We start from the raw sequence: 14,168 nt of genomic DNA on the forward strand, positions 1-14,168 counted from the left end.
GCGCCAAGGGTTGAAGCGGGGCAAAGCCTTCCCCACGTGGCGGGACGCATCCATCTTGGTTTCAATATGAAACCAATGTGACGAAGGAGATTGTTTGAGTGACCAGCCTGTTCGATCCTATCCAGCTTGGCGCGATTGCCGCGCCCAACCGCATTCTGATGGCGCCGCTGACCCGCGCCCGCGCGACCCGCGATCATGTGCCGACGCCGCTGATGGTCGATTATTATCGCCAGCGCGCCTCGGCCGGCCTCATCATCAGCGAAGCGACGGGCATTTCGCGGCAAGGGCTGGGCTGGCCCTATGCGCCGGGCTTGTGGAGTCAGGAGCAGGTCGAAGGGTGGAAGCCGGTCACTGACGCCGTGCATGAGGCCGGCGGTCGCATCGTCGCGCAGCTGTGGCATATGGGCCGGCTGGTGCATCCGGCCGTGACGGGCGAAGATGCCGTGTCGTCCAGCCCGATTGCAGCGCCGGGCCATGCGCATACCTATGAGGGCAACAAGGATTATCCCACGCCTCGCGCGCTGGAGGTTTCCGAAATCCCGCATTTGCTTGACACCTATGCTCAGGCGGCCCGCAACGCGATCGCGGCCGGGTTCGACGGCGTCCAGATCCATGCCGCGAACGGCTATCTGATCGACGAATTCCTGCGCGACGGCGTCAACCAGCGCAGCGACGACTATGGCGGCAGCGCGGACAATCGCGTGCGGTTGCTGCGGGAAGTGACCGGCACCGTCGTCGATGCGATCGGCGCCGACCGGACCGCGGTGCGCCTGTCGCCCAATGGCGAGACGCAGGGCACGGACGACAGCGACCCGGCAAGCCTGTTCCCGGTCGCGGCGCAGGCGCTGGATGCGCTGGGCATCGCGTTTCTGGAACTGCGCGAACTGACACCGACCGGCACCTATGGCAGCAGCGAGGTGCCGCGCCAGTCGCCGCTCATCCGCCAGCATTTCAAGGGGCCGCTGATCCTCAACAGCGATTATACGAAGGCCAGTGCGCAGGCCGCGATCGACAGCGGGGTAGCGGACGGCATCGCCTTTGGCCGGCCCTTTATCGCCAATCCCGACCTGGTTGAGCGGCTGCGCATCGACGCGCCGCTCAACGAGTGGAACCCCAAGACCTTCTACACCCAGGGGGCGGAGGGCTACACCGACTATCCCGCTTTGGAAAAGGTGGCGTGAGATGAAGAGGGGCTCCTGCGACGGAGCCCCTTTTTTTCCGCTTATGCCCCGAAGCGGTCGCGCAGGGTCAGCATGGCGATGGCAGCCTTGGCCGCTTCTCCGCCCTTGTCCTTCTGATCGGGGCGCGCGCGCACCAGCGCCTGCTCCTCATTTTCGACGGTCAAAATGCCATTGCCGATGGCGATACCGTCCATGCTGAGCGCCATCAGGCCGCGCGCGCTTTCGTTCGACACCACTTCGAAATGATAGGTTTCGCCACGAATCACGACGCCGATCGCGACAAAGCCGTCATAGCGGCCGGTCTCCGCGGCCATCGCCACGGCACCGGGAATCTCAAGCGCGCCGGGCACCGTCACCACCTCATAGCGGTGCCCCTGTTCGTCCAGCGCCGCCTTGGCCCCTTCGATCAGCAGGTCGTTGAGATGGTCGTAGAAGCGCGCCTCGACGATCAGGAATTTGGCCATGTCGATAATCCTTACACTGTGATCGAACGCTGCCCAACCACGGCCAGGTCATAGCCGTCAAGCGCGACCAGACTGTGCTGGCTGTTGGTCAGCAGGATCATGTCATGCACGCCCAGTTCCGCGAGCAACTGCGCGCCCACCCCATAGTTGCGCAATTCGTCCATGTCGCTGGGCAATGCGCCCTTGGCGGCATAGCGCAGGATCGACTTTGACAAGAAATCGCCTTCGTCCGAACCGGTCAGCAGGACGACCAGGCCCGATCCTTCGTGACCGATGAGTTCCATCGAGCGAGCGAGCAGGTCGTTGCGTTTGCCTTGCGCGCCATAGATATCGTCCATCAGCGACAGCTGGTGCATGCGCACCAGGGTCGGCTGGTCGGGCAGGACATGGCCCTTTTGCAGCACCATCTGTTCGGTGCGGGTCGCGCGATTGTAGAAGCTGATCGCTTTCCATTCGCCGCCCCATTTGCTGGTGAAACTGGTTTCGGCGCGGCGTTCGACCATATGGTCGTGGCGGCGGCGATAGGCGATGAGATCGCGAATGGTGCCGATTTTCATCCTGTGCTTGCGCGCGAAGGGGATGAGGTCGTCCAGCCGCGCCATGGTCCCGTCATCCTTCATCACCTCGCAGATGACGCCGGACGGGTTGAGACCGGCGAGCCGGGCCACATCGACCGCCGCTTCGGTATGACCGGTGCGCACGAGCACGCCGCCATCCTTGGCGACCAGCGGGAAGACATGGCCCGGCGTCACGATGTCGGTGCGCCCTTTCGACCCGTCGATCGCGACGGAGATGGTGCGGGCACGGTCGGCGGCACTGATGCCGGTGGTGACTCCCTCGCGCGCCTCGATCGATACGGTGAAGGCGGTTTCATGCCGGGTGCCGTTGTTGCGGCTCATCAGTTCCAGGCCGAGATGTTCGACCCGGTCGCGCGTCATGGCAAGGCAGATGAGCCCGCGCCCATGAGTCGCCATGAAATTGATCGCATCGGGCGTCGCCATCTGCGCGGGAATGACGAGGTCGCCTTCATTTTCCCGATCCTCGTCATCGACCAGGATGAACATGCGGCCGTTGCGCGCTTCGTTGATGATTTCCTCGGGGCTGGCGAGCGCGGTGCCGCCTTCGCGCTTCAACAAATAGGCTTCGAGCTTGCCCAGCGTGTCGGCCGTGGGATTCCAGTCGGCTTCGCCCAGCTTTCGCAGGGAATTGGCGTGCAGACCGGCGGCCCGGGCAAGGCCGGAACGGGACATGCCGCCTTCCGTGACCAGATTGCGGACGGTATCGAGAAGCGCGGACGACATGGCAGGACTCCATTCCCTCTTTGGAATGGTCCCTATATCACACTACAATGTGATAAATTCAAGAAGCAATCACATTACGCCCGACCGCAATGCCTGCATTCGATCGAGATAGCGCGCGAGCACGTCGATTTCGAGATTGAAGGCGCGCCCATCCTCCAGCCGATCCAAGGTCGTGGCGGCGGTGGTGTGGGGAATGATGTTCAGCCCGAAATCCACGCTGCCGTCGGGCTGATCCTCGACGCTGTTGACGGTGAGCGAGATGCCATCGAGGGTGATCGACCCTTTGGCGGCCAGCGCGGCGGCCAGCGCCTGTGGTGCGCGGATGACGAGGCGGATCGAATCGCCTTCCGATTGCGCGGAGACAAGATGGCCCACGGCATCGACATGGCCGGTCACGATATGGCCGCCCAGTTCATCGCCGACCTTGAGCGCGCGTTCCAGGTTGAGCCTGCCGCCCTGTTGCCACAGCCCGGGCGCGGTGCGCGAAACGGTTTCGGCCGACAGATCGACCGCGAACCAGTCGTCGCCCTTGTCCACAACGGTCAGGCACGCGCCCGAACAGGCGATCGACGCGCCGATTGCCACGCTGTCCATGGCATAGCCACAGCCGATGACGAGCCGCAGATCACCGCGCTGCTCATGGCTGCGGATGGTGCCGATGTCGGTGATGATGCCGGTGAACATATGCCTTGCCCCGCTAAGCAGAATGGGAAGGTCGCTTAAGCGTTGCGAACCCGCTCGTAAACCTCCAGCTTGTCGACGCCCAGCGTGCGGCCATCCATCAACCGCCAGCGGCCATGCGCCTGGGCGAGGTCGCCAAGGCCGATGTCGCCGATGCCGGCCAGCCCGTCGCCGATGAGGATGGGCGCGCGATAGAGCAGCAGCCGATCAATGAGGTCGGCGCGCAGAAAAGCGGCCGCGGCGCCCGCGCCGCCTTCGACCAGCAGATGATCGACCCGATCAAGCGTGGCGATTTCTTCCGGTGCGCCGATTCGTTCCCAATTGCCAGGCGCTGGCCCGCGCGTCAGCAGCAGGCGGCGGGGCGCGCGATCCTCCAGGCCCGGCAGCCGCACATCAAGTCTGGGCGCGTCGGCGCGCAACGTCCCGCCGCCGACCAGGATCGCGTCATGGCGCGCGCGTTCCAGATGCGCGTGGGCGCGCGCCTGCGGGCCGGTGATCCAGCGGCTCGACCCATTGGCGAGCGCGATCCGGCCATCGAGCGACAGGCCGAGTTTCAGCGTCACATGCGGCCGGCCGAGTGTCTGGCGCAGGACGAAACCTGCCATGGCGGCCGCCGCCTCGTCGGCCAACAGCCCCATCTCCACCGCAACGCCCCGATCGCGCAGCCAGGCCGCGCCCTGCCCGTTCGTCCTGGGATCAGGATCGCGCAGGGCGATGACGACCCGCGCGACACCCGCGCGCGCCAGCAGGTCGGCGCAGCGCGGGCCGCGCGGGCTGAGGTGGAAACAAGGTTCCAGCGTCACATAGGCGGTAGCGTCGCGCGCCTGCTCCATCGCCTGGTCCAGCGCCTGCGCTTCGGCGTGGGGCCGGCCGCCCTTTTGCGTCCAGCCGCGCCCGACCACGCGACCGTCGCGCACGATCAGGCAGCCGACATTGGGATTGGGGGTGGACAAGCCGCGTCCGCGCCGCGACAGCGCGATCGCCGCAGCCATGTAGCGCCGGTCGTCGGCGGGGACGGGCGGTTTCAGGGGCGGCCGATCCCCGCCGCGCCCGGAGTTGCCGGCGTGGCCTGTTCATCCGATTCGGCCTTTACCAGCCGGTCATCGAGCAGTTCGTTGATCGCCTTGACGGCTTGCTTGCGTTCGGCGGTGTTGCGCTTTTCCTCCTCGCGCCATTCGATGCCGAAGGCGTCGGCATAGCCCTGCATCCGCTTTTGCTGGCGCACCAGCGCGGCTTCGCGCTTGGCGAAGTCGATCTTCTGCTGAAGGATGATCGCGGCGTCGGAGCGGTTGGCGTCCCAGCTTTCGACATAGATGATCTTGTTGCGCGTGGGCATGGTGTTGGTGTTCGCATCGATCACGAAGGTCCATATGATGACCCAGGTGATCGCCACCGACAGGCCGAGCAGCGGCCATTTATGCTGACGCTGCTGACGGAAATAGCTCCAGAAATCGCCAAGCGCGTTCTTGGGGGAAACGGGACGGGGGAAGATCGCCATGCCGTCTCTATACGCCAAGGGCGGGACGGATGCAAAAACTGTCCGCCTGGACGAGGATGTGTCGGACCCCGCGCCATCGCGCGTTGCCGGACGGAAGCGCCATGCCCGCACTGCGTGACGCTGCGTCGCCAGCCCTCGACCTTCTCGATATCCGTCATGCGGCCCTGCGCGTTGATGCTGACGCGCACTGTGTCCTGTGCCTTACAGCAGCGTGTCGATCGCGTGTATGGCTAGTCCGACCAGCCCGCCGACCAGCGTGCCGTTGATGCGGATATATTGCAGGTCGCGCCCGACCGCATGTTCGAGGCGCGTCGTGACCGTCCCGGCGTCCCATCCGCGCACGGTATCGCTGACCAGCCGCACGATCGCGTCGCCATAGCTTGCGGTCGCGCCCACCGCCGCGCGGCGCGCGAAGCGATTGATGACGAGGCGCAGCCGCGCCTCCTGTTGCAGGGTCGCGCCCAGCGCGCGCAGAGCCTCGCCCAGCCGTCCGGCCATGGCGCGACCGGGATCGCGCACCGCGCGCAGCAGTCCGGCCCGCGCCTGTTCCCACAGGCCGTCGATCCAGCGCTGCATCGCCGGATTGTCGAGTATCTCGTCGCGGACGCCCGCGACCTTCGCCTGCATGTCCAGGTCGAATTGCAGATCGAAGGCGAGTTTCGCCATGCCCTCTTCCGCCTTCAACCGCAGGGGATGGCCGGCATCCTGCGCCATTTCGGCAAGCAGCTTGCGCAGGCCCGACAGGATGGCGTCGGCCAGATTTTCATCGAGGCCCGTCCAGCGCAGCACCTTGCCTGCGCGCTCATGCACCATCTGGCGGATGAGATGCTCGTTCGCTTCGAGCGTGCGGTCGGCCCAGTGGATGATGCCATCCATGACTGGGCCATGGCGGCCGTCGCGCATCGCCGCCTCGATCGCCTGTCCCGCGAGCGGCGCGATGTTGATGCCGCGCAGCCTCTGGCCGATCGCGCCCTTGACCATGCCGCCCAGCCGTTCCTGGTCCAGCGCTTCCAATATGTCCGCGATCAGGCGCGACGCCCCTTCGCGCAAGCGGCCGTCGCCGCCCGACGGGCTGGCCAGGAAGCGCCCGGCAGCCGCCGCCACGTCCATGTGCCGCATTCGTCGCGCGACCACGGCGGGGGTGAGGAAATTGTCGCGCAGGAAGATGGCGAGCGTATCGCCGATCCGGTCTTTGTTGCGCGGGATGATGGCGGTGTGCGGGATCGGAAGGCCCAGCGGATGACGAAAAAGCGCCGTTACCGCGAACCAGTCGGCCAGGCCGCCCACCATCGCGGCTTCGGCAAAGGCCTGGACAAAGCCGATCGCGGGATGGAGATGCACGGTCGCGCGGGCCAGAATGAACAGCAGCGCCATCGCGACCAGCATGCCCGTCGCCACGATCCGCATGCGCCGCGCGGGATGGGACGCAGGGGCCAGGGGTGATCGGGGCGCGGCGAGCAACTTCATGGGCGGGAAACGGTTACGCGGCCGTTTCGTTCAGGCAAGCCTCTCTTTTGGTCGAACAGCCACTGCCGCCTGGCTGACCAAGCTCATTCGGCGGGCGCATGGCCCGGCACCGGCCGCCCGTCATCACCGGGTTTGTAGGTCAGCAGGCCACGGCCGAGGCGCGGACCGACCCAGCTTTCCAGACCGATCGCCAGGCTGAACACCGCCGGCACGATGACCAGCGTCAGGATGGTCGACAGGATAAGGCCGCCGATCACTGTGATTCCCATGGGCGCGCGCCACGCCGCGTCGCCCGACAGCGACAGGGCGGTGGGCACCATACCCGCGACCATCGCGACCGTGGTCATGACGATCGGCTGGGCGCGCTTGTGGCCGGCATCGATGATCGCTTCCTTCTTGGGCACGCCCTTTTCCATTTCCTCGAGCGCGAAGTCGATGACGAGAATGGAATTCTTTGCAACGATGCCCAGCAGCATCAGCAGGCCGATGAAGACGGGCATCGACAGCGGTTGCCCGGCGACATGCAGCGCCAGCGCCCCGCCAAGCGGCGCCAGCAACAGCGAGCCAAGGTTGACGAAGGGCGGCATGATCCGTTTGTACAGCAGGACCAGCACAGCGAGCACCAGCAACACGCCCGAAAAGACGGCGATCACGAAATTCTGGAGCATTTCCAGCTGCCATTTGGCGTCGCCCGCATTGATTTTCTGCACGCCCTGGATGCGGCCTTCGTTGATCGCCTTCATCGTCGGCAGCGCGTTGATCTTGGTCATCGCCTGGCTGGTGACGAGGCCGGGGGCAAGGTCGGCGCCGACCACGATGCGGCGAATCTGGTTGTAGCGGCGAATCTGGGTTGGCCCGGCGCCAAAGCTGATATCGGCCACCACGCGCAGCGGCACGGTGCCGCCCGACACGGTGGGAACGGGCATGTTCTGGATCGTCGACAGGTCGCGCCGGCTGTCTTCGGACAGGGACACGCGGATCGGGATCTGACGGTCCGACAGCGAGAATTTGGCGACATTCTGGTCGATATCGCCGATGGTGGCGATACGGATCGACTGGCTGAGCGCCGCCGTCGTCACGCCCATGCTGGCGGCCAGGTCCATGCGCGGCTTGATGATGATTTCGGGCCGCTGCATGTCGCCCTGGACGCGCGGATCACGCAGTTCCTTGAGGCCCTTCATTTCCCCGACCAGCTTGTTGGCGGTGCGTTCCAGCAGCGCCGGATCGTCCGATCCGAACATCATGATGACGTCGCGACCAAAGCCGCCACCCGATTGCGACTGGAAATTGACGCGCGCGTCGGCGATCGTCTGGAATTTGGGCGCAACCTTGCGTTCCCATTCCACCGACGTCATCGGCCGATCCTTCTTGAGCGTCAGAAAAATATCGGCGCTGGTCGGATTGATGTCGGCAAAGGCGGCTTCGACCGTCTGTGTGTCGGCCGCCAGCATGTCGGCGACCTTGCGCGTGATTGCGGTGGTCTGTTCAAGCGTGCTGCCCGGCACGGTTTCGATCTTCACCTGGCTGAAATCGGTGTTGATCGTCGGCTGGAACGTCATGGGCAACGTGGCGAAGGCGGCGATCGTGGCGATGAAGGCCAGGATGCCCGCGCCCAGCGTCCAGACGCGGTGGTCGGTGAAAAAGCCCGCCAGATGATTGCGCACGCCGCCGCGTGCGTGGCGCGCCTTGGCCTTGCGGTCTTCAAGCGACCAGCGCAGCACGCCCATATAGCGATCCATCATCCAGCCTTCGCCATGGCTCGCTTCTCCATGGGCCTTGAGGAAATAGGCGGCGATCATCGGGGTGATGAGGCGCGCCACGGCAAGGCTCATCAGCACGGACACGACTACCGTCATGCCGAACTGGATGAAGAACTGGCCGGCAAGGCCGGGCATAAGCGCGACCGGCAGGAAGACCGCGACAATCGCCATGGTGGTGGCGAGCACGGCGAGGCCGATCTCGTCCGCTGCGTCGATCGAAGCCTGATAGGCGGATTTGCCCATGCGCATGTGACGCACGATATTCTCGATCTCCACGATCGCGTCATCGACCAGCACACCTGCAACCAAGCTCAGGGCGAGCAGCGAAATGCCGTTGAGCGTAAAGCCCATCATGTCCATGAACCAGAAGGACGGGATAGCCGACAGGGGAATGGCGAGCGCGGAAATCATCGTCGCGCGCCAGTCGCGCAGGAACAGGAAGACGATGACGACCGCCAGCACCGCGCCCTCGATCATCGCCGACATGGCGCTGTGATACTGGCCGCGCGTATATTCGACGCTGCTGTAAAGCTGCTTATACTGGACCTTGGGATTTTCCTTCCTAAGCTGGTCCAGCACCTTCATCGCTTCGTCATAGACGGTGACGTCCGAAGAACCCTTGGCCTTGGCGATGCTGAAGCTTGTCACCTGACGGCCATTCATCAGCGACAGGCTGCGCTGTTCGGCATACATGTCGCGCACGGTGGCAAGGTCCGCCAGCTTGACGGTGCGGCCACCGGAAATGGCGATCTGGGTTTCGCCCAGCGCGGTTGCGTTGCGGGCATTGCCCAGCACGCGGATCGATTGTTCGGCGCCCGCGATTTCGGTGCGGCCGCCTGCCGAATTGATGTTCACCTGTTGCAGTTGTGCGTTCACCTGCGCGGCGGTGATGCCATAGGCCTGGAGCTTGGCGGGATCGAGGATGACGCGGATTTCGCGGCTGACGCCGCCGCCGCGATTGACCGCCGCCATGCCGCTGATGCTCAGCAGGCGCTTGGCGATGGTGTTGTCCACATACCAAGACAGTTCTTCCAGCGTCATATCGGTCGCTTCGGCGCTGAAATAGGCGATTGGGCCGCCATCCACGTCGATGCGCTGGACCTGCGGTTCCAATATGCCCTGTGGCAGGTCGCTGCGGATCTGATCGACGGCATTCTTGACGTCGTTGACCGCGCGATCGACCGGCGTGCCGATCTGGAACTGGACGTTGGTAAGCGACTGGCCTTCGGACGCGAAGGAGGTGATGTCCTCCACCCCGCTGATGCCACGGACGGCGGCCTCGACGCGTTGGGTGACCTGCGTTTCCAGCTCGGTCGGTGCGGCGCCCGGCTGAACCACGGTGACGCTGACCATGGGGAAGCTGACGTCGGGATTCTGGTTCACGTCCATCCGCATGAAGCTAACGACGCCCGCCAACACCAAGGCGGCGAACAGCACCAGCGGCGTCACCGGATTACGGATCGACCATGCGGAAATGTTGCGAAAATTCATGACGCGCTTCCTTCACCGACCGCCCACCTGGCGCCCGCTTTGTCTGTCCTTGCCGGGCCGGGATCGGCCCCGTCGCCTCAGCGGCCCTTCGCCATTTCCGGCTTCACCTTCTGCCCCGGCGTCAGGAAGGCGCCGGCCGACGTCACGATCTTTTCCGCGCCGGTGATGCCGCCGGTGATGGCCACGCCATCATCGGACACCTGGCCCACTGTCACATTGCGCCGTTCGACCTGATTCTTGCCGTTGACGATATAGACGAAACTGCCCTTGGGATCGCTCTGCACCGCCGATTCCGGCAGCAACGGCGCGTTCCCCGATCCGCTGGTGATGGTCGCGGACGCAAATCCGCCAGGCCGGATCGCCTGGTCATAGGGAATGGCGATACGGGCGATGCCCTGGCGCGTCTGGGGATCGACCACGGGCGACACCTGCCACACGCGTCCGGCGATCCGCGCGTCGGTGCCGATCGGCGTGATGACGGCGCTGTTGCCGGCGCGCAGCGTCGCAAGATCGCCTTCCGCGACCTGCGCCTGCATTTCCATCTCGCCGCCCTTGGCCATGCGGAACAGCACGCCGCTGCCCGCTTGCACGATCTGGCCCGGTTCGACGGAGCGGGTGAGCACCAGTCCGGCGGCCGGCGCGCGGATATCCAGTCGGCCCGTGCGCGCGCGCTGTTCGGCCAGCTGCGCCTGAGCGACACGCACGCGCGCCTCCGCCTGATCGCGGGTGGCGGTGCGCTGGTCAATGTCGGCGGCGCTGATGAAGCCGCGGCCGACCAGCGCCTTGGCGCGATCAAGCTGGGCCTGGGCGAGCTTGGCGTCGGCGCGGGCGACCTCGACTTGCGCGGCGAGCGAGCGCACCTGCTCGCTTTGCACCGAACGTTCAATCGTCGCGAGCGTTTGACCCGCCTTCACCCAGTCGCCCGGCTGAACCAGAACGCGGCTGACCATGCCGCCTTCGCCGACGACGCCGACCGGCATGTCGACGCGCGCCGCGAGCGAGCCCGTCGCGCGCACGGTGCGGGCCACCGTCGACTGGCCAGGGCTGGTTACGGTCACGACCGGTGCGACAGCGCCCGGCGCGGGCGTCGCGGCAGGATCGCCTCCGCGCATCGAAATGGCCGCCGCCACCGCGATCAGCGCGACCACGACGCCTGCGCCGATGATGAGCTTCTTCCTGCTGCGGCGCCGATCATCCCCGTCCATGATGATTGCCGAGTCGCCCAGCAGCTGGGTTTCGTAGTTCATGCCGATTCCATCTCTCCGGCGCTTTGCCCCTGTTGGCGACTGTGTTATATGAATATAGCACCTGCCTCAAGCCCATTTATCATGGGGGCGGGTTAGAGCGCAAAGCGATAATAGGACCATGGTCCGCCGGCGTCCGGCCGTTTCACCATGGCGACGCCTTAGCACGGGCTGGACCGTTTCGATAGCGCATCAACTTGCCACGCAGCCTGTTTTGTGGCGCTATCCCGGCGGGTCGCACATCAAGGACAAGGAGGGTGCGTCATGGACGTGCTGGGGTGGATTTTGATCGGCCTGGTGGCGGGCGCGCTGGCGGGCTTTCTCATGCCGGCGCGCGATCCAGGCGGTCGTGCGGTGACGATCCTGCTGGGGATCGCGGGGGCATTGTTCGCCGGTTTCGTCGGGCGACTGATGGGGCTTTACGGGGCCGGGCAAAAAGCCGGATTTATCGCCGCCTGCGCGGGATCGGCCGCGATACTGGCGCTCTATCGGTTGGTCATGGCCCGCCGTTGAGCGCATGCAAAAAAAGGCCGCGCCCATGGGGCGCGGCCTTTTAGGATTGAAGCGTCTTCGCGCTTAGCGCATCGAGCCGCGACGCACCAGGTTGACGATCGCCAGCAGGATGATTGCGCCGACCAGCGAAACCAGGAAGCTGTAGACGGTCAGACCGTCGTTGATCGAACCGCCGCTGAAGATCAGGCCGCCAATGAAGGCGCCGACGATGCCGACAACGATATTGAGCAAAATGCCCTGCTGTGCGTCCGTGCGCATGACCATGCTGGCAAGCCAGCCGATGATGCCGCCGACGATCAGCCACAAGATGATTCCCATGTTACTCTCCTTGACCAGGCCCCCATCGGGTTGGGTGCCTATTCAACGGAGCAAAGGGCATCGCGTTCCATCACGCAGAAATGATTCCGGGATTGAAACCATCTTGGCTTTCCGCCCGTTAGAGCAGGCTTTTTTATGCGCCAAGGCAAAGAAGCCGCCGGATCGCGCCAGCGGCTTCCTGATGGGCTGTCATAGCCGCGCCCAAGACGGTGACGCTCCGACGGTCAATATTTCTGCTGCCGCTCATAGAGCGACTTATAATATTGGATGCGCGTCACGCGCAGTCCGTGCATGCCCGACCGATCGACGGCCCGCTGCCAGCCGGCAAATTCCTCCAGCGTCAAATTATAGCGGGCGCAGGCTTCGTCCACGCTGAGCAACCCGCCATTCACGGCGGCGACCACTTCGGCCTTGCGCCGCACCACCCAGCGCGTCGTATCGCGCGGCGGCAGGCTGTCGAGCGTCAGGGGCTCTCCGAGCGGACCGACGACCTGGGCTGGCCTGATTTTCTGGTTCTCGATCATTCTTACCTCAATTTGCGGCGCTGGCCTTGCCGAACTCTGCCGTGAAACCCTGTTATCTCCATCAGCCCTGAACAGGGACTAAAGCGCGAAGGTAAACACCGGCTTCATTCCTCCTGTCCCCTATTCAGTCGACCTGCGACCACCGGGTTGAAACTGCCCGACAATCGCACGGCTTCGATCATGCCGCCGGAACGTGGCGCGAACACATCCGCCAGTTCCTGGACCCAATCATCGCCTCCATCCTGCCCCCGCAGGCTTCCCGCCACGGCCTTTGCGGTCGGGCTGGCAGCCTGGGCCGCCGCAGTGGCGGCGCGCAGGAACGGCCAGACCGGCACGCGTGGCCAGCCGGTCACTCTGGCGTTGGCGGGGGTCAGCCCGCCTGCCCGGAGGAAACTCAAGTCCATGGGCTTGTTCTAGCGGGGAATGGATAACCGTCGGTAAACCCGCCCAACGCTTCACCCCGTTCTGCGAGTCATTCTGGCGGTAAAGTGACCGAAGGGCGTCATATTTCGTTAACTTTTGCACGCCGCCGCGCTTGCTCCTATATGCGCGCCCATGCAGCCCGAATTTCAGCTTGCCGAGCCGCGCGATCAGCGGCGCATTGTCGTCGCCATGTCCGGCGGCGTGGACAGCAGCGTCGTCGCCGCGCTTGCGGCGAAGACCGGCGCGGAAGTGATCGGCGTAACGCTTCAGCTGTACGATCATGGCGCAGCGGTGGGCCGCACCGGCAGCTGCTGCGCGGGGCAGGACATACGCGATGCGCGCGCGGTCGCCGACCGCATCGGCATTGCGCACTATGTCTTTGATTATGAAAGCCGGTTCCGCGATTCGGTGATCGCCGACTTCGCCGATGAATATATGGCCGGCCGCACCCCCATTCCCTGCGTCAAATGCAATATGGGGGTGAAGTTCACCGACCTGTTCCAGATTGCGCGCGACCTGGGGGCCGATTGCCTGGCCACGGGCCATTATGTCCGCCGGGTCGAGGGCGCGGCAGGAGCAGAGCTGCACCGCGCCGCCGACCCTGCGCGCGACCAGAGCTACTTCCTGTTTGCCACGACTCAGGCGCAGCTCGACTATCTGCGTTTTCCGCTGGGCGGGCTGCCCAAGAGCCAGGTGCGCGAGATTGCGTCGGAACTGGGCCTGTCTGTAGCGTTGAAGCCTGACAGCCAGGACATCTGCTTCGTGCCCGATGGCGATTATGCCAAGATCGTGCGCAAGCTGCGCCCGGATGCGGACGAGGGCGGCGAGGTCGTCCATGTCGATGGCCGGGTGATGGGGCGGCACAGGGGGCTGATCCATTATACGGTCGGCCAGCGCAAGGGGCTGGAGATTGGCGGGCAGGCTGAACCGCTCTATGTCGTGCGGCTGGACGCGGAGGCGCGCCGCGTCATCGTGGGGCCGAAGGCGGCGCTGGCGGTGTCGGGCGCGCTCTTGTCGGACATCAACTGGCTGGGCGGCGACTTTGCTGGGCCGCTGACCGCCAAGGTGCGATCGATGGCCAGGCCCGTGCCCGCGCGGCTGGAGGGCGACCGGCTGATCTTCGACGCGCCGGAATATGGCGTCGCGCCGGGGCAGGCGGCGGTCCTTTACGCCGGCGACCGCGTGCTGGGCGGCGGCTGGATCGCCAGCACGCAAGGCGTGATGGCGCAGGCGGCTTGAGCAGGTCCCCGATTCTCAAGCGTTCTGCAATAATGCTATAGTAGCCTACCTAACCAACACTCCC

The 14,168-nt window shown here is 65.1% G+C and carries 14 protein-coding genes; 3 read left to right on the forward strand and 11 right to left on the reverse strand.

Features of this window, described 5'->3' with window-relative positions; all coding sequences use genetic code 11:
• The first annotated feature begins 98 nt into the window (after positions 1–98).
• On the forward strand, positions 99–1,181 hold the full coding sequence (locus B2V90_RS02725) for an alkene reductase (RefSeq protein ID WP_228222715.1): 1,083 nt from the start codon (positions 99–101) through the stop codon (positions 1,179–1,181).
• A gap of 41 nt (positions 1,182–1,222) precedes the next feature.
• Here B2V90_RS02725 and ribH read toward each other — a convergent pair whose 3' ends face one another.
• The 8 genes from ribH to B2V90_RS02765 form a co-directional block, all read right to left on the reverse strand.
• Complete coding sequence (gene ribH, locus B2V90_RS02730; RefSeq protein WP_228222716.1) at positions 1,223–1,645, reverse strand: 6,7-dimethyl-8-ribityllumazine synthase; 423 nt, start codon at positions 1,643–1,645, stop codon at positions 1,223–1,225.
• 11 nt (positions 1,646–1,656) lie between these two features.
• Entirely contained in the window at positions 1,657–2,946 is a 1,290-nt protein-coding gene (ribB, locus tag B2V90_RS02735) for a 3,4-dihydroxy-2-butanone-4-phosphate synthase (protein WP_228222717.1), read from the reverse strand.
• 69 nt (positions 2,947–3,015) lie between these two features.
• Positions 3,016–3,630: a riboflavin synthase gene (locus tag B2V90_RS02740; protein WP_228222718.1), complete on the reverse strand. Its 615-nt coding sequence runs from the start codon at positions 3,628–3,630 to the stop codon at positions 3,016–3,018.
• Positions 3,631–3,665: 35 nt separating this feature from the next.
• Complete coding sequence (ribD, locus tag B2V90_RS02745) at positions 3,666–4,655, reverse strand: bifunctional diaminohydroxyphosphoribosylaminopyrimidine deaminase/5-amino-6-(5-phosphoribosylamino)uracil reductase RibD (protein WP_266103196.1); 990 nt, start codon at positions 4,653–4,655, stop codon at positions 3,666–3,668.
• Positions 4,652–5,125, reverse strand: a complete 474-nt coding sequence (locus B2V90_RS02750; protein ID WP_228222720.1) for a hypothetical protein — start codon at positions 5,123–5,125, stop codon at positions 4,652–4,654. Before B2V90_RS02750 ends, ribD begins: the two co-directional genes overlap by 4 nt.
• Positions 5,126–5,326: 201 nt before the next feature.
• Entirely contained in the window at positions 5,327–6,592 is a 1,266-nt protein-coding gene (locus tag B2V90_RS02755) for a DUF445 domain-containing protein (protein WP_228222721.1), read from the reverse strand.
• 83 nt (positions 6,593–6,675) lie between these two features.
• On the reverse strand, positions 6,676–9,843 hold the full coding sequence (locus tag B2V90_RS02760; protein WP_228222722.1) for an efflux RND transporter permease subunit: 3,168 nt from the start codon (positions 9,841–9,843) through the stop codon (positions 6,676–6,678).
• Positions 9,844–9,920: 77 nt separating this feature from the next.
• Positions 9,921–11,090, reverse strand: coding sequence for an efflux RND transporter periplasmic adaptor subunit (locus B2V90_RS02765; protein ID WP_228222723.1), 1,170 nt, complete (start codon positions 11,088–11,090; stop codon positions 9,921–9,923).
• Between the two features lie 261 nt (positions 11,091–11,351).
• Here B2V90_RS02765 and B2V90_RS02770 point away from each other — a divergent pair, with 261 nt between their 5' ends.
• On the forward strand, positions 11,352–11,600 hold the full coding sequence (locus tag B2V90_RS02770; RefSeq protein ID WP_009820410.1) for a GlsB/YeaQ/YmgE family stress response membrane protein: 249 nt from the start codon (positions 11,352–11,354) through the stop codon (positions 11,598–11,600).
• A gap of 63 nt (positions 11,601–11,663) precedes the next feature.
• Here B2V90_RS02770 and B2V90_RS02775 read toward each other — a convergent pair whose 3' ends face one another.
• The 3 genes from B2V90_RS02775 to B2V90_RS02785 form a co-directional block, all read right to left on the reverse strand.
• The gene (locus B2V90_RS02775) at positions 11,664–11,918 is read right to left on the reverse strand and encodes a GlsB/YeaQ/YmgE family stress response membrane protein (RefSeq protein WP_009820411.1); all 255 of its coding nucleotides are present in this window, start codon (positions 11,916–11,918) and stop codon (positions 11,664–11,666) included.
• Positions 11,919–12,142: 224 nt separating this feature from the next.
• On the reverse strand, positions 12,143–12,442 hold the full coding sequence (locus tag B2V90_RS02780) for a DUF1153 domain-containing protein (RefSeq protein WP_009820412.1): 300 nt from the start codon (positions 12,440–12,442) through the stop codon (positions 12,143–12,145).
• Positions 12,443–12,546: 104 nt separating this feature from the next.
• Positions 12,547–12,846, reverse strand: coding sequence for a hypothetical protein (locus B2V90_RS02785; protein WP_228227841.1), 300 nt, complete (start codon positions 12,844–12,846; stop codon positions 12,547–12,549).
• 151 nt (positions 12,847–12,997) lie between these two features.
• On the opposite strand from B2V90_RS02785, the gene mnmA reads away from it, so the two are divergent.
• Complete coding sequence (gene mnmA / locus B2V90_RS02790) at positions 12,998–14,104, forward strand: tRNA 2-thiouridine(34) synthase MnmA (protein ID WP_228222725.1); 1,107 nt, start codon at positions 12,998–13,000, stop codon at positions 14,102–14,104.
• Positions 14,105–14,168 lie beyond the last annotated feature (64 nt).

The sequence above is a fragment of the Sphingobium sp. UBA5915 genome (assembly GCF_002431195.1).
GTDB classification, from domain to species: Bacteria; Pseudomonadota; Alphaproteobacteria; order Sphingomonadales; family Sphingomonadaceae; genus Sphingobium; species Sphingobium soli.